The following is a 26427-nucleotide window of genomic DNA, read 5'->3' as shown; positions in this document are numbered from 1 at the left end:
ATCCAGGTAGACCTGCCACTATTTTGATTATTGAGTTTACTCAGTAATTATGCGGAAGTGGCGGAATTGGTAGACGCACCAGATTTAGGTTCTGGCGCCGCAAGGTGTGAGAGTTCAAGTCTCTCCTTCCGCACCATTATTTGATATGTCTTAGGACTATCGCCCGTAGGTCTATCGCCAAGCGGTAAGGCAGCGGCTTTTGATGCCGCCATTCCCTGGTTCGAATCCAGGTAGACCTGCCATATTCAATGTTACTGATGTTTTACCAATTACATCAATAACTACAGATTAAGTTGCGGAAGTGGCGGAATTGGTAGACGCACCAGATTTAGGTTCTGGCGCCGCAAGGTGTGAGAGTTCAAGTCTCTCCTTCCGCACCATACTTGATTAAAGAATATAGAATGGCTACGTAGCTCAGCTGGTTAGAGCACATCACTCATAATGATGGGGTCACAGGTTCGAATCCCGTCGTAGCCACCATTAATATAGATTTTAGATGCGGAAGTGGCGGAATTGGTAGACGCACCAGATTTAGGTTCTGGCGCCGCAAGGTGTGAGAGTTCAAGTCTCTCCTTCCGCACCATCTAAAAATAATCTATACTTTGCGGAAATGGCGGAATTGGTAGACGCACCAGATTTAGGTTCTGGCGCCGTAAGGTGTGAGAGTTCAAGTCTCTCTTTCCGCACCATTCTTTCCTTTACAGGAAAGCACTTAGTTGAAAGGCTAAGACTAGTAGGGCTATCGCCAAGCGGTAAGGCAGCGGCTTTTGATGCCGCCATTCCCTGGTTCGAATCCAGGTAGCCCTGCCAATACACAACGTTGTTGAGGTTTTACCAATTACCTTGATAACTACAGAATAAGTTGCGGAAGTGGCGGAATTGGTAGACGCACCAGATTTAGGTTCTGGCGCCGCAAGGTGTGAGAGTTCAAGTCTCTCCTTCCGCACCATTCTTGAGAAACCCAGCATTGATTTGCTGGGTTTTTTCTTTTTTCCGATTCTGGACTCGGTAACTCTCTGAGTTATCGAATTAAAAAAGCGAGCTCATGGCTCGCTTTTTTTCTATCTATTGCTTTATCGACGGCTTTCTATGTGCTCAGAAGTCTTTTACATACCTAGCGCATACTTCAATACTTGCGCTTTAATCGGTCCTGAGTTTTCCGCCAGCTTTAATGCAGCATTACGAGCAAACTTCAATGGACCTAAATCATTGCTAAAGCCTTTGTAGAAGACATCCATGCCTGTTTGCATTAACAAGTTATCGGGACGACGAGTACGTTCATATTTGGCAAGCAATGCATCGTTAAGTTGCTCTTGCTGATCCGTAACTGAAAGCAGGATATCAGCATCTTTGAAGCCAAGATTTACGCCTTGCCCAGCAAGTGGATTGATCGTATGAGCAGAATCACCAACTAACACGCAATTCTTGTTTGAATAGCTTTGAGCATGACGACGAGTGAGTGGGAATGAACCAAACTGTAAAACTTCAATATCGCCCAATTCGGCAGGGAAATGGCGTAGGATCTCTTCTCTTAACTGCGGTTTGGTCATCGCGCACAATTGTTTAATGCGTTTTGGCGAGTCATACCAAACCAGTGAACCCTGCCCGACTTCTTTACCATCTTCAGTTAATGAGCATAGCGGCAAGAACGAGCGTGGACCTGACGGAGTAAATTGCTGCCAAGTGATGTCTTGTTGAGGAAGTTCGGTTTTCACGTTGATCAGCATACAGTGTTGACGGTAATCCCATGCGGTTACACCAATCCCCGCTAATTGACGAACTTTCGAGTTCGCGCCATCGGCACCAATCACCCAATTTGCTTCAAACTGCTCGCCGCTTTCTAGGGTTACACGGTTTACCTCGGTAAATTCTATATCTTTCAATCGTTCAGGGCACATCAACGTTAAGTTGTCATATTGCGCGAAAGTTTGCCAAAGACCAAGTTGGATTAGGCGATTTTCAACAATGTAGCCTAACTGCTCCAATGACAGCTCATCAGAGTGAAAACGAGTACGGCACTCAGGATGTTCCCACGTTTCCAAACGACGATAAGGGCACACACGCATGCTTTCAATTACAGACCACGCACCCAATGAATCAAGTAGCTTCACTGACTGATGGGAAATAGCAGATACACGAATATCCAATGCTTGAGAAGCCTCAAAAGCCTTGGGTTCTGCGCCTTCTACTACCACAACGCTTCTGCCTTGCTTGGCAAACCCAACAGCCACCGCGGCCCCGACCATTCCTCCACCGATTACGGCGATGTCATACTTGTTCATTTTTTGCTCTTCATCGTATTGATTAATTGGCGTTTTTTAATTGTACGTTCCACGACTATTTTTACAAAATTCTTTAACAAAAAACCTTGCTGTATATAGGGCAAAAAACTAGATTTCATCAGGGTTTGCAGAGAATTCGTCAGATCACTAGTCAGGTGCTTTTTAAAGCAGTACAATACGCCGCTTACCGCCGTGATGGCGGCTATAATTTGAGCAATAGCTCTCCGATTTAAGTACAACTGAACGAGCGAAAGTGAGATGAGTAAGAAACTGCTAATTAAAACCTGGGGCTGCCAGATGAACGAATACGATTCATCAAAAATGGCCGACCTGCTTAATGCTGCAAACGGCTATGAGCTGACTGAAGAGCCAGAGGAAGCAGACGTACTTCTACTTAACACCTGTTCGATCCGTGAAAAAGCGCAAGAGAAAGTTTTCCATCAACTTGGTCGTTGGAAAACACTTAAAGATAAAAAGCCTGGCGTTGTTATCGGTGTAGGTGGTTGTGTTGCAACTCAAGAAGGCGATCACATTCGTCAACGTGCGCCATATGTAGATGTAATCTTTGGTCCACAAACGCTTCACCGTCTTCCTGAGATGATTAAACAATCTCAATCGGATGAAGCACCAGTCATGGACATTTCATTCCCAGAAATCGAAAAGTTCGACCGCCTACCTGAGCCTCGTGCAGAAGGTGCAACGGCATTCGTTTCTATCATGGAAGGCTGTTCTAAGTACTGTACTTACTGTGTAGTACCGTACACTCGTGGTGAAGAAGTAAGCCGTCCAATGGATGACGTACTGTTCGAAATCGCACAGCTAGCCGAGCAAGGTGTACGTGAAGTAAACCTACTAGGCCAAAACGTAAACGCATACCGTGGCCCTATGCACGATGGTGAGATCTGTTCATTTGCAGAGCTGCTTCGTTTAGTTGCGTCTATCGATGGTATCGATCGTATCCGCTTTACTACAAGCCACCCATTAGAGTTTACTGATGACATCATCGCAGTATACGAAGATACGCCTGAACTAGTGAGCTTCCTCCACCTACCAGTACAAAGTGGTAGCGACCGCGTGCTGACTATGATGAAACGTCCTCACACTGCGATTGAGTACAAGTCGATCATCCGTAAACTGCGTAAAGCGCGTCCTGATATCCAAATCAGTTCAGACTTTATCGTTGGTTTCCCTGGTGAAACAGACAAAGATTTCCAAGACACAATGAAGCTAATCAAAGACGTAGACTTTGACATGAGCTTCAGCTTTATCTTCTCTCCACGCCCAGGCACGCCAGCAGCAGATTACCCTTGTGATCTAGCTGAAGAAGTGAAGAAAGAACGTCTATACGAGCTACAACAAACAGTAAACACACAAGCAATGCGCTACTCGCGTCTAATGCTAGACACAGAGCAACGCGTTCTGGTTGAAGGTCCTTCTAAGAAGAACCTAATGGAGCTACGCGCTCGTACAGAAAACAACCGTGTAGTAAACTTTGAAGGTAGCGCAGACCTAATTGGTCAGTTCGTTGACGTGAAGATTACGGATGTATTTGCTAACTCACTACGTGGTGAGCTAGTGCGTACAGAAAAAGACATGGACCTTCGTAGCGTGATTTCACCAATGCAAATGATGGCGAAAACACGTCGTGAAGATGAGCTAGGTGTAGCTACTTTTACGCCATAAGCTCGTACAAATAGCCATTGAGAGCCTGGTCGTTATCAGGCTCTCGTTAAGTGGCATAAAATGAGAGGCAACATTGAGCAATAAAATCGTAACGCTAGAAATCAATCTAGAACCTTCAGACAACCGCCGACTAGCAAGCCTGTGCGGTCCATTCGATGACAACATCAAGCATTTAGAACGTCGTCTAGGCGTTGAAATTAACCACCGTAGCGACCTTTTCACCATTGTAGGTAAACCTCATACTGCAGCGGCTGCGTTGGATATTCTCAAAACCCTTTACGTAGACACGGCGCCTGTTCGTGGCGAAATACCTGATATTGAACCAGAACAGATCCATCTGGCAATTAAGGAATCTGGTGTACTGGAGCAAACGACAGACTCAACTTTCGAACACGGCAAAGAAGTCTTCGTAAAAACGAAGAAAGGCGTGATCAAGCCTCGTACACCAAATCAGGGTCAATACCTGATGAACATGGTGACACACGATATCACTTTCGGTATCGGTCCTGCAGGTACAGGTAAAACTTACCTAGCGGTTGCAGCAGCCGTTGACGCACTAGAGCGCCAAGAGATCCGTCGTATTCTATTAACTCGTCCTGCGGTTGAAGCGGGTGAGAAACTGGGCTTCCTACCTGGTGATTTGAGCCAGAAAGTCGACCCTTACCTACGTCCTCTGTACGATGCTCTATTTGAAATGCTGGGCTTTGAGCGCGTAGAAAAGCTGATTGAACGTAACGTGATTGAGGTAGCGCCTCTTGCTTACATGCGTGGTCGTACTCTAAACGACGCCTTCATCATTCTTGATGAGAGCCAAAACACCACCGTCGAGCAGATGAAGATGTTCCTAACGCGTATCGGCTTCAACTCTCGTGCAGTTATCACCGGTGACGTCACTCAGATTGACTTACCTCGCGGCGCAAAATCGGGGCTTCGTCATGCGATTGAAGTACTGAGCGAAGTAGACGACATCAGCTTTAACTTCTTCCAAGCAGACGACGTAGTACGCCATCCTGTGGTTGCTCGTATCGTTAACGCTTACGAGAAATGGGAAGCGCAAGACCAGAAAGAACGTAAAGAGTTCGAAAAACGCCGTCGCGAAGAACGTGATGCCAAACTGCTAGAAGCAGCGAAAGCAGAACTGAGCGCACAAGTCACGGCAACTAAGGAATAACCATGGCAATTGAACTTGATTTGCAACTGGCAGTCGAAAATGAAGAAGGCTTACCTTCTGAGCAAGATTTCCAATTGTGGCTAGATAAGACTATCCCTTTATTTCAGCCTCAAGCGGAACTGACGATTCGTATTGTCGACGAGCAAGAAAGTCACGAGCTAAACCACGAATACCGTGGCAAAGATAAGCCGACCAATGTGCTGTCTTTCCCATTCGAAGTACCACCTGGTATGGAAATGGACCTACTGGGCGATTTGATCATCTGTCGCCAAGTCGTTGAAAAAGAGGCTCTAGAGCAGAACAAGCCTCTATTAGCACATTGGGCGCATATGGTTGTACATGGCAGCTTGCATCTGCTAGGTTATGACCATATCGAGGATGATGAAGCTGAAGAGATGGAATCCCTCGAAACAGAAATCATGCAAGGTATGGGTTATGAAGACCCGTACATTGCTGAAAAAGAGTAACTTTGGTTGCTCGACAGGGAAAGGCGAACCACCCAGATAACTATCTCGTGCTCGTCTTTCTATGTGAGCTATCACACATCTGATAGCGTTACTTAATTGAGAAACAATGAACGAAGATAATTCTCCCTCTTCTAATGAAGGCAAGAAAGAAAAGGCAGAAGGTCCGAGTAGAAAGTCCTTCTTTGAACGTCTAGGTCAACTATTTCAAGGCGAACCAAAAGACCGCCAAGAGCTTGTGGATGTAATCCGCGACTCTGAAATCAATGACCTGATTGACCACGACACCCGCGACATGCTTGAAGGTGTTATGGAAATCTCCGAAATGCGCGTGCGTGACATCATGATCCCGCGTTCGCAAATGGTTACTGTTGAGCGCACAGACGATCTCGATACTTTGATCGCGTTAATCACTGATGCTCAGCACTCTCGCTACCCTGTGATCAGCGAAGATAAAGACCATGTGGAAGGCATTCTACTAGCGAAGGACTTACTCAAATACTTGGGCTCAGGCAGTAACCCATTTGATATCGAAGAAGTAATTCGACCTGCAGTGGTTGTACCGGAAAGTAAACGTGTCGACCGACTGCTAAAAGAGTTCCGTGAAGAACGTTATCACATGGCGATTGTTGTCGATGAATTCGGCGGGGTTTCTGGTCTTGTGACTATCGAAGATATTCTTGAAGAAATCGTAGGGGATATTGAAGATGAGTTCGATGACGATGAAGAAACCGATATCCGTAAGCTAAGCAAACACACGTTTGCTGTCAGAGCTCTGACAACCATTGAAGAGTTTAATGAGACATTCGGTACCAACTTCAGCGATGAAGAAGTGGATACCGTTGGCGGCATGGTAATGACTGCTTTTGGTCACCTACCATCGCGTGGCGAAGTAGTTGATATTGAAGCATACAGCTTCAAAGTGACTGCAGCCGACAACCGTCGTGTCATTCAACTTCAAGTGACGATTCCAGACGAAGAAAAGCTGGTTGAAGCCACTCAAGAGTAACGCGATACCCTAACATCGGGAATATCAGAAAAATAAAATGATGAATGTACTCTTTCATCGCCTCAAGCGGCCCTTAGTGGCCGCTTTTGTTGGCGCCTCCACTACCCTAGCATTTGCCCCTTACCAGTTATGGCCAATCGCCATACTCAGCCCTGCCATTCTACTTATTCTTCTTGCAAACCAATCGCCTAAGCGTGCGCTGTGGATCGGTTATGCATGGGGTCTAGGTCAATTTTCGACTGGCGTTAGCTGGGTTTACGTCAGCATCGCAGGCTTTGGCGGCATGCCGCTGATTGCAAACGTCTTCCTAATGGGCCTATTGATCGCTTACTTGTCGGTTTACACCGGCCTGTTTGCATGGCTCAGCAACAAGTTCTTCCCAGAATTTACCCTAAGCAAAGCGCTGCTTGCCGCCCCTGCATTATGGCTAGTTACTGACTGGCTACGCGGCTGGGTGATGACAGGCTTCCCTTGGCTATGGCTTGGTTACAGTCAAATTGACGCACCATTTGCCAGCTTTGCACCTATTGGTGGTGTAGAGCTCTTAACGCTATTCGTAATGATCAGTGCCGGCGCATTGGCGTATGCTTGGATTCACAAACAGTGGCTGATGATCATCATCCCTGCCGTGTTATTAAGTGCTGGCTTTGGTATCCGCCAATACGATTGGGTAACCCCACGCGTAGGAGACGCTACCAAAGTAGCTCTTATCCAAGGCAACGTTGACCAAAAACTAAAATGGCTACCAAGCCAACGATGGCCAACCATCATGAAATACGCAGACCTAACCCGTGAAAACTGGGATGCCGACATCATTGTATGGCCAGAAGCTGCTATTCCTGCGTTTGAAATCGAAGTGCCATCATTCCTAAGAAATATTGATGCGGCTGCTAAGATGAATAACAGCGCAATCATCACTGGAGTGGTAAACCAAGGTGAAGACGGTCAATTCTACAACAGCATTCTATCTTTGGGTGTGAATCCATACGGTGACTACAGCTTTGATATGGACAAACGCTACCACAAGCATCACTTGCTTCCATTTGGTGAGTTTGTACCATTTGAGAATGTACTGCGCCCATTAGCGCCATTCTTTAACTTGCCAATGTCTTCCTTTAGCCGCGGTGACTTCATTCAACCAAACATCGTGGCGAATGGTAAGCACATGGACCCTGCGTTGTGTTACGAGATCATCTTTAGTGAGCAAGTGCGTCAGAACGTCACTGACGATACAGACTTCATTCTAACGCTGTCTAACGATGCGTGGTTCGGTCATTCAATTGGTCCACTGCAACACATGGAAATCGCTCGTATGCGTGCGTTGGAGCTTGGTAAACCGCTGATTCGCTCGACCAATAATGGTTTAACCGCCGTTACTGACCATAAAGGTAAAATCATCGAACAAATTCCTCAGTTTGAGACCGCCGTACTACGCGCAGAACTTGTTCCGACAGATGGGCAAACGCCATATCGAGTCGTAGGTACTTGGCCGCTGTATATTTGGGCTGGCTTGAGTTTGATGCTGGCTTGGTGGTTACCAAGAAAGAAAAAGTCATAAACAAAAAAAGAGGCTCATGAGCCTCTTTTTTATTTCGTTTGCTAACGTCCACTATGGCTTAAGAGATTGACGACTAAAGCCCGTATGATTGCACTTAATACATGGAATGATGATAGTTGGATGGTTGTAAGTCGTTTTGTGACCACACTCGTCACAGACTAGCGTGCCAAGGCCAATCACCTCGCCCGCTTCGTAAAGCCCCTGATGCTCTAGATCATCAAATAACTCTACCCACTCCACCTTGGTTCGATCGGTAATATCGAGCAGACCTTGCCAGATTGAATCAGCAATCGTGAGGTAGAAAGGTCCACTCTTTCCTTCTTCATAGCTGTCTGAAAACTCTTTCAAATCCGCTTTAACATAAGCCGAGATCAACGAGAGTTCATCTTTAGTCATGTCGTTGGCGGCATCCACCACTTTGCCCGACGTTTCGAACACTTTGTTAACTTCATCCGGACTGTGCTTCAAGGTTTCAATCACATCCTCGAGCATTTCCTCATAACCTGCTTTACGTTTAGGCATAACTGACCTCCATCTTTCTACTGCCAGCACCAATTCAAGGTACATGGGTATAGATTGGCTATTGTTGTGATCCCTAGCTTTAGGTATTCTATGATGATCTATTAAAGTCTGTTCTAACCGAACTCACAAATTCCAAGATAACCGGATACCATCGATGCAAGAACAATACAATCCACAAGACCTTGAACAGAAAGTTCAAAAGCACTGGGATGACAACAAGACCTTTGTTGTAAGTGAAGACCCAAATAAAGAAAAATTCTACTGTCTATCCATGTTCCCATACCCAAGTGGTCGACTGCACATGGGTCACGTGCGTAACTACACCATCGGTGACGTAGTATCTCGTTTCCAACGCCTACAAGGCAAAAACGTAATGCAACCAATCGGTTGGGATGCGTTTGGTCTACCTGCAGAAAACGCAGCTGTGAAAAACAACACTGCGCCTGCACCATGGACTTACGAAAACATCGAATACATGAAGAACCAACTTAAGCTTCTTGGCTTTGGTTACGACTGGAACCGTGAATTCGCAACATGTACACCTGAGTACTACCGCTGGGAACAAGAGTTCTTCACTAAACTTTACGAGAAAGGCCTGGTTTACAAGAAGACGTCTTCTGTTAACTGGTGCCCAAACGACCAAACTGTTCTTGCAAACGAACAGGTTGAAGACGGCTGCTGCTGGCGTTGTGACACGCCTGTGGAACAAAAAGAAATTCCTCAGTGGTTCATCAAAATCACAGAATACGCTCAAGAACTGCTTGACGATCTAGATAAGCTTGAAGGTTGGCCAGAAATGGTGAAAACCATGCAACGAAACTGGATCGGCCGTTCTGAAGGTGTTGAACTCAAGTTTGAAGTGAAAGGTCAACAAGACCTAGAAGTTTACACAACACGCCCAGACACGCTAATGGGTGTGACTTACGTTGGTATCGCAGCAGGTCACCCTCTTGCGACTATCGCAGCTGAGAACAACCCAGAGCTTGCAGCGTTCATCGAAGAGTGTAAGAACACCAAAGTTGCAGAAGCTGAACTGGCGACAATGGAGAAGAAAGGTATGGCGACTGGCCTTACTGCGATTCACCCATTGAACGGCCGTGAAGTTCCTGTTTACGTAGCAAACTTCGTACTGATGGACTACGGTACAGGCGCTGTAATGGCAGTACCTGCACACGACCAACGTGACTTCGAGTTCGCAACTAAGTACGGTCTAGACATCGTGCCAGTTATCAAGCCAGTTGATGGCAGCGAGCTAGACATCTCTGAAGCGGCATACACAGAGAAAGGTGTACTGTTCGATTCAGGTGAATTCGACGGTCTAGAATTCCAAGCGGCGTTCGATGCAATCGCAGCGAAGCTAGAAGCAGAAGGCAAAGGCACTAAGACAGTTAACTTCCGTCTACGTGACTGGGGTGTATCTCGTCAACGTTACTGGGGTGCGCCAATCCCAATGGTAACAACTGAAGACGGTGAAGTTCACCCAGTACCAGCTGACCAACTACCAGTAATCCTTCCAGAAGACGTGGTAATGGACGGCGTAACGAGCCCAATCAAAGCAGACAAAGAATGGGCGAAGACAACTTTCAACGGCGAACCTGCTCTACGTGAGACAGATACGTTCGATACGTTCATGGAATCTTCTTGGTACTACGCGCGTTACTGTTCACCACAAGCTGACGATATCCTAGATCCTGAAAAAGCAAACTACTGGCTACCAGTAGACCAGTACATCGGTGGTATCGAGCACGCTTGTATGCACCTACTGTACTCTCGCTTCTTCCACAAACTACTGCGTGATGCGGGCTACGTAACTTCTGACGAGCCGTTCAAGCAACTACTATGTCAAGGCATGGTACTAGCAGACGCGTTCTACTTCGAGAACGACAAAGGCGGCAAAGAGTGGGTTGCACCAACAGATGTAGCTGTAGAGCGTGACGGTAAAGGCCGTATTACTTCAGCTAAAGACACTGAAGGCCGCGATGTTAAGCACTCAGGCATGATCAAAATGTCTAAGTCGAAAAACAACGGTATCGACCCTCAAGAGATGGTAGATAAATACGGCGCTGACACAGTACGTCTATTCATGATGTTCGCATCTCCTGCAGACATGACACTTGAATGGCAAGAGTCTGGTGTAGAAGGTGCTAACCGCTTCTTGAAACGTGTTTGGAAACTTGTGAACGAGCACACATCAAAAGGCGCAGCAGAAGCAGTAGATACAGCAGCACTTTCTGGTGACCAAAAAGCACTTCGTCGTGACGTTCATAAAACTATCGCGAAAGTGACTGACGATATCGCTCGTCGCCAAACGTTCAACACGGCAATCGCTGCGATCATGGAACTGATGAACAAACTAGCGAAAGCGCCTCAAGAATCTGTACAAGATCGTGCAATCCTTGATGAAGCGCTAAAAGCGGTAGTTGCAATGCTTTACCCAATCACTCCGCACATCTCATACGAGCTATGGGCTGCACTAGGTGAAGCAGACATCGACAACGCAGTATGGCCAACGTTCGACGAGAAAGCTCTAGTTGAAGACGAGAAGACTATCGTTGTTCAAGTAAACGGCAAACTACGTGCGAAACTGACTGTTGCAGCAGACGCAACGAAAGAACAAGTGGAAGAGCTTGGTCTAAATGACGAAAACGTTACTAAGTTCACAGATGGCCTAACAATCCGTAAAGTAATTTACGTACCAGGTAAACTGTTGAACATCGTTGCGAACTAACCTTTCGCGACAAACGAAACGCAGCTTGCAATAACTCAAAGCAGTGCGAACTTATTCGCATGTAAAGAGTCATTAAACAGGGTAGTTCGCTACCCTGTTTATTTACCTCAAACCATTCACGCCGAGTGGTTTAAGGTAAATAACCCCTTCAATTTAGGATGAATACAATCAATGCGCTTTTTCTCTTTGATTAAACTACCAGTGGTATTGGTATTAGCGGGGCTTCTTTCTGCCTGTGGTTTTCACCTTCGTGGCGAGTATTCCGTTCCGGAAGAACTCCACACCATGTCTTTCACAAGCTACGATGAGTACAGCCCACTTACACGCTATGTTCGCTCTCAGCTAGAACTAAACAAAGTTAAATTAGTAACGCCAAGTAAAACGACACCTAACCTATACCTCATTGGAGAAACTACAGAGGAACGCACGCTATCTCTGTATCAAAACAGCCGCGCAGCAGAAAAAGAGCTAACCTACGTGGTACGTTACCAGGTGACTATCCCAGAACAAGGCACTGAAGAGTTCACAACAACGGTAAACCGAAACTTCTTAGATAACCCGCTAACCGCACTGGCAAAATCGGTAGAACGTGACGTTATCGAAGACGAAATGCGCCAACAAGCAGCATCGCAAATGATGCGCCAACTTGGTCGTGTAAGAGCTGAGTTTGAAACAGCTCAATAGCAATAAATTAATAAACAACTGAACGACCCTTATGCGAATTTTTGCAGATAAATTGGCCGACCACCTAGCTAAGCATATCAAGCAAGTTTACCTAATTTTTGGTAATGAGCCCCTTTTGATTCAGGAAAGCCGTCAAGCGATTCAAAACATGGCTCGCCAACAAGGCTTTGAAGAGAGACACCGTTTTGCCGTCGACGCCAGCTTAGATTGGAATCAAGTGTATGACTGCTTCCAAGCGCTTAGCCTATTCTCTAGTCGTCAACTGATTGAGCTTGAACTACCTGAGGCTGGTGCCAACGCAGCCATTAGTAAAGAACTGGTCAGTCTATGCGAAATGCTCCATGACGACATTATGTTAGTGGTGGTTGGCAGCAAACTGACTAAAGCACAAGAAAACGCTAAATGGTTCAAAGCACTGAGTGCCAAGGGTGACTGGGTAAGTTGCCTAACACCAGACTTGCAACGCTTGCCGATGTTTGTGCAAGCACGCTGCCGAGCATTAGGGTTAAAAGCGGATCAGCAATCACTGCAAATGCTGGCACAGTGGCACGAGGGTAATTTATTCGCACTATCGCAAAGCTTAGAGAAACTGGCTTTACTCTATCCAGATGGTGAGCTGACGGTTATCCGTCTCGAAGAAGCACTTAGCCGCCACAATCACTTTACAACGTTCCACTGGATTGATGCCCTACTCGCGGGTAAAGCGAAGCGTGCACAGCGTATCTTGCGTCAACTCGAAGCAGAAGGTATAGAAGCTGTCATTCTGATCCGCAGCATACAGAAAGAGTTCAACCAACTGCTCAACATGCACCGAGACCTGACGCAAATGGCGATGAGTCAAGTCTTTGAAAAACACCGAGTGTGGCAAAACAAACGCCCATTTTACAATGCTGCGCTGACTCGCCTGTCAGCCTCCCGAATTTGCGCGCTTTTATCTCTATTGGCACACGCCGAGATAAAAGCCAAAACCCAATATGATGAATCTGTGTGGCCAACTATCCATCAATTGAGCCTAGAAACCTGTTCACCTGATATTAAGCTGGCAATTTAGCTTACAAAGCGTGATATAGTGCGCAACCAGTTTTAACCCAGTGAAGTTAAAACGCCCACAGATAGAAACAAAAATACCGAGGAAAACCGAGTGCTTCGCGAAGAACTTAAAGACTTTTTAGCCGATAAAGCCGACGACATGAAAGCAGAACAGATTGTTATTCTAGATGTAGAAGGCAAATCAAGCGTGACAGATTACATGATCATTTGTACTGGTACGTCTAAGCGTCACGTTTCATCTATCGCTGATCACGTCGCTTCTGAAGTGAAAAAAGCGGGTCTAGAGCCACTAGGTATGGAAGGCGAAAATGAAGGTGAATGGGTCGTCCTAGATATGGGTGACGCCATGCTTCACGTAATGCAAGAAGAGCACCGCGAGCTGTACCAATTAGAAAAACTCTGGGGTTAATCTTTTGAAAATTCAACTAATTGCCGTTGGCACAAAAATGCCAAAATGGGTCGAAGAAGGTTTTCAAGAATACCGCCGTCGTTTCCCGCACGATATGCCACTTGAGTTGGTTGAAATCCCTGCGGGTAAACGTGGCAAAAACGCAGACATTGCACGTATTCTACAAAAAGAAGGCGAAGCAATGTTGGCTGCAGTACCTAAAGGTGCGCGTATAGTCACGCTCGATATTCCTGGCAAGAAGTGGGATACCCCACAACTGGCAGAACAATTAGAAGCTTGGAAATTAGATGGTCGTGACGTTTCAATCCTGATCGGCGGCCCTGAGGGTTTGGCACCAGCATGCAAAGCAGCGGCAGACCAAAGCTGGTCACTTTCAGCACTGACATTGCCACATCCTCTTGTGCGTATCGTAATGGCAGAAAGCCTATATCGAGCGTGGAGCATTACAGCTAACCACCCTTACCACCGCGAATAATAGCGACTTAGCAGTAGAGATAAGCGTTAATGATTCGTAGACGTCGCACCCAAATTCGAGACTATCAAGCAGAAGCACGCCTGTTCGCCAGCCGTGCTGTTGTTGCTTTTTTTGGTATTGTAGTCTTGATGGGCCTGTTAGTTGCCAATATGTACAACATTCAGGTCAACCAGTTCCAAGATTATCAAACTCGCTCCAACGACAACCGCATTAAAGTGGTTCCTATCGCACCTAACCGCGGCCTTATCTACGACCGCAACGGAGTGCTACTCGCCGAAAACCGTCCCGTTTATAACCTGGAGTTAACGCCAGAAAAGATTAAAAACATTGACGAGACGATCCAAGGGTTACAAACCATTCTGGAAATTACCCCAGAACAAATAGAACGCTTTCAACGTGAGCGCAAGCGTACACGTCGCTTTAAATCTGTTCCACTTTTGACCCAATTAAATGAAAAGCAAGTAGCCGTATTTTCTGTCAATCAATACCGTTTCCCTGGTGTTGAGATCAGTGCGACCTTGAAGCGTTACTACCCATACGGAGAAGTGCTGACTCACGTAATTGGTTACGTATCACGAATCAACGACCGCGATATGCAACGCCTGATCCGTGAAGAAAAAGATGCAAACTATCAAGCCACTCGCGATATCGGCAAATTAGGTATCGAAAAATATTACGAAGACTTATTGCACGGCACGGCGGGCTACCAAGAAGTCGAAGTCAATAGCCGTGGTCGTGTCATCCGTACACTAAAATATATTCCTCCGATTCCAGGCAAAGACATCGTCTTAAACCTCGATATCAACCTTCAGTTGTACGTGCATCAGTTGCTGGATGGTCGACGAGGTAGTGCTGTAGTCCTTGATCCTCGTGATAATGGCGTATTGGCTATGGTTTCTAGCCCAAGTTACGACCCAAATGCCTTTGTACATGGTATCTCAGGTAAAGCTTATCGCGCTCTACTGAACGACAAGAATCGTCCACTGGTTAACCGAACTACGCTCGGAATTTATCCACCAGCTTCGACGATTAAGCCATTCATGGCGGTGGCAGCACTGGAAGAAGGCGTTGTCACACCTAAAACAACCCGTAATGACCCAGGTTATTGGCGCATTCCAAACTCCGACACTCGTCCATTCCGCGACTGGTTACGTTGGGGACACGGCCGTGTTGATATCATCAAGTCAATCGAAGAGTCTGTCGATACTTTCTTCTATCAAATCGCCTACGACATGGGCATTGACCGAATCTCTAACTGGATGATGATGTTTGGTTTTGGTGACTACACGGGAATCGACATTTACGAAGAGAGCAAAGCCAACATGCCGACGCGTGATTGGAAAATGGCTCGCCATAAGACACCTTGGTACAAGGGCGATACAATACCTGTTGGTATTGGCCAAGGGTATTGGACAGCTACACCAATGCAAATCGCCAAAGCAACATCGGTTCTCGTCAATGAAGGCGCGGTAACTGCACCGCACTTACTCAAGGCAACCATTGATAATGGCGGCAACTTTGAACAGCAAAAAACAGCCGAATACGTCACTTACCCTCCGATCCAAAACGTTCCAGATAAATACTGGAATATGGCAAAAGAAGGTATGCGCTTAGTTAACCATGGTCATAAAGGCACCGCTCGCCGCTCGTTTTACAACATGACTTATCAAACGGCTGGTAAATCAGGAACAGCACAAGTATTTGGCCTTGGTGAAAACGAAGAGTACAAAGCAGACGAAATCGCCGAACACTTACGTGACCATGCATTGTTTACAGGGTTTGCACCATTTGACGATCCAAAAGTTGTTGTCACTGTTGTACTAGAAAACGCAGGTGGTGGTTCAAGTAATGGTGCACCGGTAGTGAGAAAGATCTTCGACAGAGTTGTTTTGGACGATAACGTAGCATCACAAGACGATAACCCAGCGAAGAAAAAGGTATCGCACTAATGAAAATGGATCCTTCTACAGGTAAGAATCGAGCTTTATTTGAGCGTTTTCATATCGACTTGCCATTGCTGTTAGGCATACTAGCACTAATGGGATTTGGTTTGGTCATCATGTACAGTGCGAGCGGACAGAGCTTTGCTATGATGGATCGCCAAGCGATGCGTATGGTGTTATCACTGGCAGTAATGATCGTTTTAGCTCAGATATCGCCAAGGACTTATGAAAGCCTAGCCCCACTGATGTTTGTCGGAGGGGTTATCCTCCTTCTCGGAGTTCTCTTTTTTGGAGAAGCTTCCAAGGGTGCTCAGCGCTGGCTTAACCTTGGTTTCGTTCGTTTTCAACCTTCAGAACTGCTAAAACTTGCCGTACCGTTAATGGTAGCGCGCTACATAGGTAGAAAGCCTCTGCCACCAACATTAACCACACTCATTGTCGCTCTGATGATGGTGTGTATTCCAACTATTCTCATTGCCAAGCAGCCAGACCTAGGAACATCAATCCTGATCGCAGCCTCAGGAATCTTCGTTATCTTCTTAGCAGGTATCAGTTGGAAAATCATCGCTGGTGCTGCCATTGCGCTGGGGGGCTTCATTCCAGTCTTGTGGTTCTTCCTGATGCGTGAGTATCAAAAAGTCCGCGTTCGAACTCTTTTCAATCCAGAATCCGATCCGCTCGGTGCGGGTTATCACATCATACAAAGCAAAATCGCGATTGGCTCTGGTGGTATTTCAGGCAAAGGCTGGTTACAAGGCACGCAATCACAGCTAGAGTTTCTTCCTGAGCGACACACTGACTTTATCTTTGCAGTAATTGCGGAAGAATGGGGTATGATTGGCTTCCTTTGCCTACTAGCCATCTATCTATTTATCATTGGGCGTGGTCTCTACCTCGCAAGCCAAGCGCAAACCGCGTTTGGTCGAATGATGGCAGGCAGTATTGTACTCAGCTTCTTCGTGTATATTTTTGTAAATATTGGCATGGTAAGTGGCATCCTACCTGTTGTAGGCGTACCTTTACCGTTGATCAGTTATGGTGGTACCTCAATGGTGACCTTGATGGCTGGTTTTGGCATTTTGATGTCAATTCATACACACAGAAAAGCATTCTCTAAGGCAACCTAGACCATGCAAAAACGCGCTTTATATTTCTTAGTTTTTTCTGCTGTGATTTTGGCGGGCTGTTCTTCTACCGACCAAAAAACACAGGAAGGCCGCTATGAGCTTGAATCCGATGTAGCTCCTGATAAACCCCTGTCGGTCGAGCACATTGAGGATGCGCATCCTAAATACGAACCTTACAGCTTAGGCGGTAACAGCGATTACAACCTACGTGGTTCGGACTACAAAATCGTTCGTGATGCAAAAGGCTTTAAGGAAAAGGGTCGTGCCTCTTGGTACGGCAAAAAATTCCAAGGCCATTTAACCTCGAACGGCGAAATCTACGACATGTACTCAATGACGGCAGCGCATAAAACCCTGCCACTGCCGAGCTATGTGAAAGTGACCAATACCGACAATGGCAAGTCGACCGTAGTACGTGTTAATGACCGTGGTCCTTTCCATGAAGGCCGTATCATTGATTTGAGCTACGCGGCGGCACATAAGCTGGATGTGGTGAAAACCGGTACCGCAAACGTAGAAATTGAAGTCATTACGGTAGATAAACCGACCGATGAAAAGTCACTCGCTGCGCACCCGAGATACGTAATTCAGGTTGCGTCATCAAAATATGCAGATCGAGCGCGAACTTTAGGCCAAGAGCTTGGTCAAAAGCTGGATACGGAAACTTTCTTGGAGTCTTCGAAAGATACGTATCGCTTATTGCTAGGCCCATATACTGACTATTCCCTGACGCAAGCCACTCTGGATAAAGTAAAGTTGCTCGGCTATTCGACCGCATTTATTAAAAAACACAAAACTGTTAAATGACCCGATTCATGAATTTCTATGCAGAGCCTCTCTTATATAACCAGGGATTCTGTTAAGATGTCGACAGTTAACCAAAAAATTTGAATTACCATGAATAAAAATAAGTTTGTGAAATCTATTCTCGTTTCTTCGGTTGCTCTTTCTGCAACCTTTGCTCAATCAGCACTTGCATCACCAATTGTTGTTCCAGACGCACCACAAATCGCAGCGAAAGGCTACGTATTGATGGATTACCATTCAGGTAAAGTACTGGCAGAAAAAGAGATGAACACTAAGTTATCTCCTGCAAGTCTAACGAAAATGATGACCAGCTACGTAATTGGTCAAGAACTAGCGCGTGGTAATATTTCAGAAGATGATGATGTAACCATCAGTAAAAATGCATGGGCTAAAAACTTCCCAGATTCTTCAAAAATGTTCATCGAAGTAGGTACTACCGTTAAGGTACATGACCTAAACCGCGGTATCATCATCCAATCTGGTAACGATGCTTGTGTTGCGATGGCGGAACATATCGCAGGTTCAGAAGATGCATTTGTTGATTTAATGAATGCATGGGCTGATACCCTAGGCATGACGAACACGCACTTCGCAAACGTACACGGTCTAGACAACCCAAATCTATACTCAACGCCTTACGACATGGCACTGCTTGGTAAAGCACTGATTCGTGACGTTCCTGATGAGTACCGTATTTACTCGGATAAGAAATTCACTTATAACGGCATCACACAGTACAACCGTAACGGTCTATTGTGGGATAAGAGCATGAACGTTGATGGCATCAAAACTGGCCATACAAGCAATGCCGGTTACAGCCTAGTAAGTTCAGCAACAGAAGGCCAAATGCGCTTGGTTGCTGTTGTTATGGGTACAAAAGATGCGAACGCGCGTAAATCAGAAAGCAAAAAGCTACTGAGCTACGGCTTCCGTTTCTTCGAAACTGTAGCACCACACAAAGCGGGTGAAACTTTCGTAGAAGAAAAAGTATGGATGGGCAGCCAAGATACAGTAGCACTAGGTGTTGATGAAGATACCTATGTTACCCTACCTCGCGGTCAAGCGAAGAACCTAAAAGCAAGCTTCGTACTTGAAAAAGAACTAGAAGCCCCAATTAATAAAGGTGATGTGGTTGGTAAGCTATACTATCAAATCGATGGTGAAGATATTGCTGAGTACCCACTAATGGCACTGGAAACAGTAGACCAAGGCAGCCTATTTAGCCGCATGTGGGACTACATCGTATTGTTGTTCAAGAGCTTCTTCTAAGAGTCGCTTCTGACCAACAAACAAATCTGCAAAGCCGCCAACTAGGGCGGCTTTGTTATCTATACTCAAGCGACGTTAAGATGCTTGGGGATGATCTTGAGTTCCCCCTAATTTGACTGTACTATTTCGCACCGCAACGAATACCAACTGGAGTTATCGATATGCTAACCATCAACTCTGATGCAAAATTGAAAGACCTGCTTGAGTTCCCTTGTTCATTTACTTACAAGGTAATGGGCCATGCAAAACCCGAGCTTCCAGAACTTGTTCTTGAAGTAATCCAGCGCCATGCTCCTGGCGACTACAGCCCAGCAGTAAAACCAAGCGCTAAGGGTAACTACCACTCAGTGTCTATCAACATCACTGCGACCTCTATCGAGCAGGTTGAAACCCTATACAAAGAACTGGGCGAAATCGACATCGTACGCATGGTTCTATAATTTTTTGATAAATTAAATTTTTTTTGAAAGCAGCTTCGGCTGCTTTCTTTTTATTTATCATATAGATAATGCAAAACCTCTCATGCAACAGTTAAAAATCTGTTACTCAGCTGTAGAGCATTAGGGTTATCCGGTTTATAATCCAAAAACTTTATTTATTAGCGACAGGAATTTCCATGCAACACCAACTTGTTGTAAAACGACTTGGACGCCAAGATTATGAGCCTGTATGGAAGGCAATGCATGAGTTTACCGATCAACGCACAGAAGACACACCTGATGAAGTTTGGTTGGTAGAGCACAATCCAGTATTTACACAAGGTCAAGCGGGGAAAGCTGAGCACCTTATCAACACTGGAGATATTCCTGTTGTACAAAGCGATCGTGGTGGCCAAGTGACCTATCATGGACCGGGTCAATTAGTTGCGTATTTCTTGATCAATCTACGTCGCAAAAAATTAGGAGTGCGAGATCTCGTTACGCACATTGAGAACCTCGTTATTAACACTCTGAAGGCATACAATATAGATTCTGCTGCGCGACCTGACGCTCCGGGCGTTTATGTCGACGGTAAAAAAATATGTTCTCTCGGACTTCGCATTCGTAAAGGATGCTCATTCCATGGTCTGGCGTTGAACGTGAATATGGACTTAGGTCCGTTTTTACGTATTAACCCATGTGGCTATGAAGGAATGGAGATGGTTCAGGTAAGCCAAATAGGCGGACCAGAAGACATCAAAGCCGTGGAAAAACAACTAATACAAGAACTCGTTACTTTGCTTGATTATGAGCAAGTAGATTTCAGCACAGAAGCACCTTCTCAAGGTAACAAAGCATGAGCAAACCAATCCAGATGGAAAAAGGCGTCAAATACCGCGACGCTGATAAGATGGCATTGATTCCAGTAAAGAACATGCCTGCAGAGCAGAAAGAAGTGCTACGTAAGCCTGATTGGATGAAGATCAAGCTACCAGCCGACAGCCAACGTATTCAAGACATCAAATCAGCAATGCGCAAGAATGACCTTCATTCTGTATGTGAAGAGGCGTCTTGCCCTAACCTAGCTGAATGTTTTAACCACGGTACGGCAACTTTCATGATCCTAGGCGCGATCTGTACTCGCCGCTGTCCTTTCTGTGATGTTGCCCATGGTCGTCCGCTCCCTGTTGAAGCAGAAGAACCAAAGAAACTAGCGAAAACCATCGCTGATATGAAGCTGAAATACGTAGTGATTACTTCAGTAGACCGCGATGATCTTCGTGACGGTGGTGCTGAACACTTCGCTAACTGTAACCGCGAAATCCGCGAACTGAACCCACACATCAAGATCGAAACTCTGGTTCCTGATTTCCGTGGTCGTATGGATGTGGCGCTTGATCTAATGAAAGACAACCCGCCAGATGTCTTCAACCACAACCTAGAAACGGCACCTCGTCTGTACCGTAAAGCTCGCCCAGGTGCGAACTACAAGTGGTCGCTACAACTGCTGCAAAAATTCAAAGAGCAGCACCCAAATGTACCGACTAAATCAGGCCTGATGATGGGTCTTGGTGAAACAAAAGAAGAGATCGTTGAAGTACTGAAAGACCTTCGTGCTCACGGCGTAACCATGCTGACGCTTGGTCAGTACCTAGCACCAAGCCGCCACCATCTGCCAGTAGAACGTTACGTTCCACCTTCAGAGTTTGACGAGCTAAAAGAGATCGCACTAGAGCTTGGCTTTACGCACGCGGCATGTGGCCCGTTCGTTCGTTCTTCTTACCATGCTGATATGCAGGCTCAAGGTATTGAAGTGAAATAAGCGCTCGCTTGTTTTGATGAGAAAAGGTTGGCTGAGTGCCAACCTTTTTTGTATCTGCCGAACATAAAACACTGTCATTCATACAATAAACCTCTGTCTCAGAATCAAAAACGCGTCATTCCGAAGAGCTTAGGCAATATCAGGAATCTGCTTTCAGCGCGCTCTAAGCTGTAGTAACACCAAGAGATTCCCTACCCCGCTCGTTCCTCGCTTGTAGGGAATGACGAAGTTGGGCTCTTGAGTAAATCCGAAGCATATTCAGAGTTTAATAATCTCTTTCGTTTTCGACTCAAATACTCCCAAGCTTCCACATAACAACTTGTCTCTCAGAACTAAAAACGCGTCATTCCGAAGAGCCTAAGCGATATCAGGAATCTCGTTTCAACACGCGCTCTAAGCAACAGTGACAATTAGAGATTCCCTATCCCGCTCGTCCCTCGCTTGTAGGGAATGACGCAGCTGGGCTCTTGAGTAAATCCAAAGTATATTCAAAACCTAATAACCTCTTTCGTTTTTCTACTCCCCCCAGAAGCCTCCACACAACAAACCTATTTCTCACAACTAAAAACGCGTCATTCCGAAGAGCCTACTCGTTTCAACACGCGCTCTAAGCAACAGTGACAATTAGAGATTCCCTATCCCGCTCGTTCCTTGCTTGTAGGGAATGACGAAGTTGGGCTCTTGAGTAAATCCAAAGTATATTCAAAACCTAATAACCTCTTTCGTTTTCCACTCAAATACTCCTGAGCCTCCACATAACAACCTGTCTCTCAAAACCCAAAGCGCGTCATTCCGAAGAGCCTAGGCGATATCAGGAATCTGCTTTCAACGTACTCTGAGCTGATACTTCCATACGCTAGAAAAACAAAAAGGCCCTCAAATGAGGACCTTTAAATTGGGTGAACTTTCGAAATAGATGGGTCGAACTCTAGGAGAACACACGGAGTTTGCTTCTAGCAAATGAGTATGTTCGACAACGAAATCGGCTCAGTCTATGAAGAAGGTTACGCGTAAACTGGTAGACGCTTACAGATCTCTAGAACTTTCTGTTTCGTCGCTTCGATAACTTCTTCGTTGCCGATGTTATCTAGAACATCACACATCCAGTTAGCTAGATCTTTCGCGTCTTCTTCAGTGAAGCCACGACGAGTAATTGCTGGTGTACCTACACGGATACCAGACGTTACGAATGGGCTGCGTGGATCGTTTGGTACAGAGTTCTTGTTTACTGTGATGTTTGCTGCACCTAGTGCTGCATCTGCATCTTTACCAGTAATATCCTTGTCGATTAGGTCAACTAGGAATAGGTGGTTCTCAGTACCGTTAGATACGATCTTGTAACCACGCTCTTGGAATTGACCAACCATTGCTTTTGCGTTTTTCACTACGCGAGCTTGGTAAGCTTTGAACTCAGGTTCCATTGCTTCTTTGAACGCTACAGCTTTACCAGCGATAACGTGCATTAGAGGGCCACCTTGACCACCAGGGAATACTGCTGAGTTCAGCTTTTTGTACATCTCTTCGCCGGCATTAGACAGGATTAGACCACCACGTGGGCCTGCAAGTGTCTTATGCGTAGTCGTTGTTACTACGTGAGCGTGTGGCACTGGTGTTGGGTATTCACCTGCTGCGATTAGACCAGCAACGTGCGCCATGTCTACGAATAGGTAAGCATCAACTTTGTCTGCGATTTCGCGCATGCGTTTCCAATCAACAATTTGCGAGTAAGCAGAGAAACCACCGATGATCATCTTAGGCTTGTGTTCAAGCGCTAGCTGTTCCATCTCGTCGTAGTTAATTTGACCCGCTTCGTCGATACCGTAAGGAATCACATTGTAGTGCTTACCAGAAAAGTTAACTGGTGAGCCGTGAGTTAAGTGACCACCGTGTGCTAGGCTCATACCTAGAACTGTGTCACCTGGGTTTAGAAGCGCCATGTAAACTGCGCTGTTTGCTTGAGAACCTGAGTGAGGCTGTACGTTCGCGTACTCACAGCCAAACAGTTGGCATGCACGATCGATTGCTAGTGCTTCAGCTTTATCTACGTACTCACAACCGCCGTAGTAACGCTTGCCTGGGTAGCCTTCAGCGTATTTGTTCGTTAGCTGAGAACCTTGCGCTTCCATTACACGTGGACTTGTGTAGTTTTCAGAAGCGATAAGTTCAATGTGCTCTTCCTGGCGAAGAGTCTCTTCCTGGATAGCTGCGAACAGTTCCGCATCGTAATCTGCGATGTTCATATCACGCTTAAGCATCTGTATCTCCTGACTCAGATTGGTACTGAAAGTTGCAAAAAAACTGAATAACGACCTAACGCAAACGTTTACGTCGAGCTAATGGCGCGCATTTTACATAATTTGATCTAGGTCATAAAGAGAAATTTGCAATTTTTCTCATGCAGTTTTTTCATGATGACAAGTAAGAAATATCATGACGATGTTGCAATCGTTTAACCATGATCCCCTAACTGTCAATTTTGTGCTTTACACCCTGTAAAACAACAATTACATAGGTTTACCGCAAATTTTACCCTCTAGCTACCGAAAAGATCATCTTTTTACTACTATGCATGCCCGATTTATCATCAACGACTGCGTATTCGATGGAAAAACACTCAAGAAAAGAAGACTGGATGGCAATTCTTACAGGTACCTTTTTGGTAGCTCAAGGGGTTTTCTTTCTCCAATCTGCCAACCTCTTAACCGGAGGCACGACAGGATTGGCTCTGCTTATTAGTCAATTTACACCTTTTACGTTTGGTGTGCTTTACTTTTTAGCCAACTGTCCTTTTTACTTACTGGCATGGAAACGCTTTGGCCGTCATTTTGCGATTAACAGTGCAATTTCTGGTGCTTTGGTTTCTATCTTTGCCGATAATCTGTATTTACTGATTTCACTGGAATCTATCAATGAGATTTACTGCGCCGTAGCTGGTGGGCTCTTGATGGGCTTGGGAATGCTGATCCTATTCCGCCACCGCTCAAGTTTGGGTGGCTTCAACGTATTGTGCCTATTCATTCAGGACAAGTTCGGCATTTCGGTCGGGAAATCTCAGATGGCGATCGACGCGTGTATCTTGTTTGCGTCTTTCTTCTTCGTCACACCTTGGGTGATCGGCTTATCGATTCTTGGCGCCTTCGCACTGAACCTTGTACTTGCAATGAATCACAAACCACATCGTTATTCTGTAAGCTACGGGTCATAGGATGAAAAAATAAAAGGCTTTGGGGAGCACTCCAAAGCCTTTTGTTTAGGATCGAAATCCTTAGGGGTATTTTTTATTTACCTTTAAGATTCAATCAGCAAGATGCGTGTTTCGTAAGGACGCAGGACTTGATGATTGGAAGCAATCGCACTGGTCGCATTCTGATAGTTAGAAAGCAGATTCTTGGCTTTGCTCATATCAAAGCGCTCTGGTAACACACACTCCACCTCTTCACCGTAGTAGTTATTGATACACAGCAGCGTTTGCTTTTCGTTCTGACGAGCGTAAGCAAAAATACGTTTGTGGTCAGGCAGTAAGTCCTCATAACGACCATCGGTGATTACGGGAACCTGTTTACGCAATTCAATCAGACGCTTGTAGAAGTAGAACACCGAGTTCAAATCGGCAATCGCGGCTTCTACATTGATCTCAGAATAGTTCTGAGCCACCTCTAGCCACGGCGAGCCTTCCGTAAAGCCCGCGTGTTTCTCGTTGTTCCATTGCATTGGCGTACGTGAATTGTCACGCGACTTCTGCGCCAAAATCGCCATCATATCGTCGTGAGATACGCCATCGCGATTAACCATAATGTCGTACATGTTCGTGCTTTCAACATCGCGATATTGGCTGATTTCGGTGTAGCCCGGGTTGGTCATGCCGATCTCTTCACCTTGGTAAACATAAGGTGTGCCTTGCATCATATGTACTGATGCCGCAAGCATTTTGGCAGACTCTATACGGTATTGTTCGTCGTTACCTAATCGGCTTACAACACGCGGTTGGTCGTGGTTACACCAAAATAGCGCGCCCCACCCTCTGCCATTTAAGCCGGTTTGCCAATGGTTGAAGATCTGTTTCAGTTGGATAAAATCAAACGGCGCTTTCGTCCACTTATCACCATTTGGGTAATCGACTTTAAGGTGGTGGAAGTTGAACACCATTGATAACTCTTTGCCATCTTGCGCTGAGTATTGCTGACAATGCTCTAGTGTGGTGGAAGACATTTCACCTACCGTCACGCTGCCATATTTTTGGAACACGGCTTCACTGATCTCTTGAAGGTATTCGTGCACACGTGGACCATCCGTGTAGAAACGGCGACCATCGCCAGTATCATCACTTGGAAAATCTTGCTGCTTGGAAATCAGGTTGATGACATCCAGACGGAAACCATCCACACCTTTCTCTGCCCAGAAGCCGATGACTTCTTTCACTTCTTCACGCACTACCGGGTTTTCCCAGTTTAGGTCCGCTTGCTCTTTAGCAAACAAGTGCAAATAGTACTGACCTGTTTTTTCATCCAGCGCCCAAGCATTGCCACCGAACTTAGATTGCCAGTTGTTTGGCTCTGCGCCATCAACCGGATCTTTCCAGATGTAGTAATCACGGTAAGGGCTGTTTTTATCACCCAATGCCGATTGGAACCACTTGTGTTCCGTCGAAGTATGGTTAACCACGATATCCATGATGACTCGAATACCCAGCTGATGAGCCTCTGCCAACAGGGTATCGAAATCTTGCATGGTGCCGAAGTCAGGGTTGATCGCATAGTAATCGGAAATGTCATAACCATTGTCGATCATTGGCGATTGATAAACCGGCGTCAGCCAAATCGCATCCACACCAAGATGTTTTAGATAATCCAGTTTAGAAATGATCCCTTTAATGTCGCCCGTGCCTTTACTTCCACTGTCACAAAAGCTTTTTGGGTAAATTTGGTAGATGGTTGCGGTTTTCCACCAGCTCTCATCATGCTTGGTCATTGCCATTTCTAACACTCACTTACCATTAAACGGAAAC

The 26427-nt window shown here is 45.8% G+C and carries 22 protein-coding genes and 8 tRNA genes; 26 read left to right on the top strand and 4 right to left on the bottom strand.

Translation table 11 applies throughout. The features are described 5' to 3' along the window. The first annotated feature begins 51 nt into the window (after nucleotides 1-51). The 8 genes from ACTS60_RS05805 (at nucleotide 52) to ACTS60_RS05770 (ending at nucleotide 949) form a co-directional block, all read left to right on the top strand. Nucleotides 52-136, top strand: a tRNA-Leu gene (locus ACTS60_RS05805). Nucleotides 137-167: 31 nt separating this feature from the next. Beyond that, nucleotides 168-242: transfer RNA gene (locus ACTS60_RS05800), tRNA-Gln, on the top strand. 53 nt (nucleotides 243-295) lie between these two features. Continuing rightward, nucleotides 296-380: transfer RNA gene (locus tag ACTS60_RS05795), tRNA-Leu, on the top strand. A gap of 23 nt (nucleotides 381-403) precedes the next feature. Then, nucleotides 404-480 (top strand) — tRNA-Met (locus tag ACTS60_RS05790). 18 nt (nucleotides 481-498) lie between these two features. Beyond that, nucleotides 499-583 (top strand) — tRNA-Leu (locus ACTS60_RS05785). Between the two features lie 21 nt (nucleotides 584-604). Continuing rightward, nucleotides 605-689 (top strand) — tRNA-Leu (locus ACTS60_RS05780). Nucleotides 690-735: 46 nt separating this feature from the next. After that, a tRNA-Gln gene (locus ACTS60_RS05775) sits at nucleotides 736-810 on the top strand. A 54-nt stretch (nucleotides 811-864) separates the two neighbouring features. After that, nucleotides 865-949, top strand: a tRNA-Leu gene (locus ACTS60_RS05770). Nucleotides 950-1106: 157 nt separating this feature from the next. Here ACTS60_RS05770 and ACTS60_RS05765 read toward each other — a convergent pair. After that, nucleotides 1107-2282 (bottom strand): 2-octaprenyl-3-methyl-6-methoxy-1,4-benzoquinol hydroxylase, encoded by a 1176-nt coding sequence (locus ACTS60_RS05765; RefSeq protein WP_440887473.1) that lies wholly within the window; start codon nucleotides 2280-2282, stop codon nucleotides 1107-1109. A 258-nt stretch (nucleotides 2283-2540) separates the two neighbouring features. Here ACTS60_RS05765 and miaB point away from each other — a divergent pair, with 258 nt between their 5' ends. The 5 genes from miaB (at nucleotide 2541) to lnt (ending at nucleotide 8167) form a co-directional block, all read left to right on the top strand. Beyond that, on the top strand, nucleotides 2541-3965 hold the full coding sequence (gene miaB, locus ACTS60_RS05760; protein ID WP_440887472.1) for a tRNA (N6-isopentenyl adenosine(37)-C2)-methylthiotransferase MiaB: 1425 nt from the start codon (nucleotides 2541-2543) through the stop codon (nucleotides 3963-3965). A 73-nt stretch (nucleotides 3966-4038) separates the two neighbouring features. Next, nucleotides 4039-5136, top strand: a complete 1098-nt coding sequence (locus ACTS60_RS05755; protein ID WP_440887471.1) for a PhoH family protein — start codon at nucleotides 4039-4041, stop codon at nucleotides 5134-5136. Between the two features lie 2 nt (nucleotides 5137-5138). Next, nucleotides 5139-5603, top strand: a complete 465-nt coding sequence (gene ybeY / locus ACTS60_RS05750; RefSeq protein ID WP_440887470.1) for an rRNA maturation RNase YbeY — start codon at nucleotides 5139-5141, stop codon at nucleotides 5601-5603. 106 nt (nucleotides 5604-5709) lie between these two features. Further along, entirely contained in the window at nucleotides 5710-6609 is a 900-nt protein-coding gene (gene corC / locus ACTS60_RS05745; protein WP_005425551.1) for a CNNM family magnesium/cobalt transport protein CorC, read from the top strand. A gap of 37 nt (nucleotides 6610-6646) precedes the next feature. Further along, nucleotides 6647-8167: an apolipoprotein N-acyltransferase gene (gene lnt, locus ACTS60_RS05740; RefSeq protein ID WP_440887469.1), complete on the top strand. Its 1521-nt coding sequence runs from the start codon at nucleotides 6647-6649 to the stop codon at nucleotides 8165-8167. Between the two features lie 51 nt (nucleotides 8168-8218). Here lnt and ACTS60_RS05735 read toward each other — a convergent pair whose 3' ends face one another. Continuing rightward, nucleotides 8219-8689: a zinc ribbon-containing protein gene (locus ACTS60_RS05735; RefSeq protein WP_010446446.1), complete on the bottom strand. Its 471-nt coding sequence runs from the start codon at nucleotides 8687-8689 to the stop codon at nucleotides 8219-8221. 154 nt (nucleotides 8690-8843) lie between these two features. On the opposite strand from ACTS60_RS05735, the gene leuS reads away from it, so the two are divergent. From leuS to lipA, 12 genes are all read left to right on the top strand, one after another. Next, nucleotides 8844-11417 carry a leucine--tRNA ligase gene (gene leuS, locus ACTS60_RS05730; RefSeq protein ID WP_440887468.1) on the top strand — a complete coding sequence of 858 codons (2574 nt, stop codon included), beginning with the start codon at nucleotides 8844-8846 and terminating at the stop codon, nucleotides 11415-11417. Nucleotides 11418-11588: 171 nt separating this feature from the next. Then, entirely contained in the window at nucleotides 11589-12101 is a 513-nt protein-coding gene (locus tag ACTS60_RS05725; protein ID WP_440887467.1) for an LPS-assembly lipoprotein LptE, read from the top strand. 31 nt (nucleotides 12102-12132) lie between these two features. Beyond that, the gene (holA, locus tag ACTS60_RS05720; RefSeq protein ID WP_440887466.1) at nucleotides 12133-13152 is read left to right on the top strand and encodes a DNA polymerase III subunit delta; all 1020 of its coding nucleotides are present in this window, start codon (nucleotides 12133-12135) and stop codon (nucleotides 13150-13152) included. Nucleotides 13153-13242: 90 nt separating this feature from the next. Beyond that, the gene (gene rsfS, locus ACTS60_RS05715) at nucleotides 13243-13560 is read left to right on the top strand and encodes a ribosome silencing factor (RefSeq protein WP_029560931.1); all 318 of its coding nucleotides are present in this window, start codon (nucleotides 13243-13245) and stop codon (nucleotides 13558-13560) included. A gap of 4 nt (nucleotides 13561-13564) precedes the next feature. Continuing rightward, nucleotides 13565-14035, top strand: a complete 471-nt coding sequence (rlmH, locus tag ACTS60_RS05710) for a 23S rRNA (pseudouridine(1915)-N(3))-methyltransferase RlmH (protein WP_005447517.1) — start codon at nucleotides 13565-13567, stop codon at nucleotides 14033-14035. Between the two features lie 29 nt (nucleotides 14036-14064). After that, nucleotides 14065-15984 carry a penicillin-binding protein 2 gene (gene mrdA / locus ACTS60_RS05705; protein WP_440887465.1) on the top strand — a complete coding sequence of 640 codons (1920 nt, stop codon included), beginning with the start codon at nucleotides 14065-14067 and terminating at the stop codon, nucleotides 15982-15984. Continuing rightward, complete coding sequence (gene rodA / locus ACTS60_RS05700) at nucleotides 15984-17105, top strand: rod shape-determining protein RodA (protein ID WP_440887464.1); 1122 nt, start codon at nucleotides 15984-15986, stop codon at nucleotides 17103-17105. The genes mrdA and rodA overlap by 1 nt, the downstream gene beginning before the upstream one ends. Before the next feature lie 3 nt (nucleotides 17106-17108). Next, the gene (locus ACTS60_RS05695) at nucleotides 17109-17912 is read left to right on the top strand and encodes a septal ring lytic transglycosylase RlpA family protein (protein WP_440887463.1); all 804 of its coding nucleotides are present in this window, start codon (nucleotides 17109-17111) and stop codon (nucleotides 17910-17912) included. A 90-nt stretch (nucleotides 17913-18002) separates the two neighbouring features. Continuing rightward, nucleotides 18003-19181: a serine hydrolase gene (locus ACTS60_RS05690; RefSeq protein ID WP_440887462.1), complete on the top strand. Its 1179-nt coding sequence runs from the start codon at nucleotides 18003-18005 to the stop codon at nucleotides 19179-19181. Between the two features lie 161 nt (nucleotides 19182-19342). Beyond that, the gene (ybeD, locus tag ACTS60_RS05685; protein ID WP_038865384.1) at nucleotides 19343-19621 is read left to right on the top strand and encodes a DUF493 family protein YbeD; all 279 of its coding nucleotides are present in this window, start codon (nucleotides 19343-19345) and stop codon (nucleotides 19619-19621) included. Between the two features lie 176 nt (nucleotides 19622-19797). Continuing rightward, complete coding sequence (lipB, locus tag ACTS60_RS05680; protein ID WP_440887461.1) at nucleotides 19798-20460, top strand: lipoyl(octanoyl) transferase LipB; 663 nt, start codon at nucleotides 19798-19800, stop codon at nucleotides 20458-20460. Then, entirely contained in the window at nucleotides 20457-21422 is a 966-nt protein-coding gene (lipA, locus tag ACTS60_RS05675; protein WP_440887460.1) for a lipoyl synthase, read from the top strand. The genes lipB and lipA overlap by 4 nt, the downstream gene beginning before the upstream one ends. Before the next feature lie 1004 nt (nucleotides 21423-22426). Here the strand turns inward: lipA and glyA are convergent. Then, a complete protein-coding gene (glyA, locus tag ACTS60_RS05670) occupies nucleotides 22427-23677 on the bottom strand; it encodes a serine hydroxymethyltransferase (RefSeq protein ID WP_440887459.1) in 1251 nt (416 codons plus the stop codon). Between the two features lie 347 nt (nucleotides 23678-24024). Here glyA and ACTS60_RS05665 point away from each other — a divergent pair, with 347 nt between their 5' ends. Further along, a complete protein-coding gene (locus tag ACTS60_RS05665) occupies nucleotides 24025-24627 on the top strand; it encodes a YitT family protein (protein ID WP_005530699.1) in 603 nt (200 codons plus the stop codon). Between the two features lie 83 nt (nucleotides 24628-24710). Here the strand turns inward: ACTS60_RS05665 and treC are convergent, their stop codons facing one another. Beyond that, complete coding sequence (gene treC / locus ACTS60_RS05660) at nucleotides 24711-26396, bottom strand: alpha,alpha-phosphotrehalase (protein ID WP_440887458.1); 1686 nt, start codon at nucleotides 26394-26396, stop codon at nucleotides 24711-24713. Nucleotides 26397-26427: the final 31 nt, after the last annotated feature.

It is taken from the genome of Vibrio sp. WZ-1, from assembly GCF_052037695.1.
In the GTDB taxonomy this organism is placed as follows: domain Bacteria; phylum Pseudomonadota; class Gammaproteobacteria; order Enterobacterales; family Vibrionaceae; genus Vibrio.
This window is presented reverse-complemented; position numbering and strand designations above follow the sequence as displayed.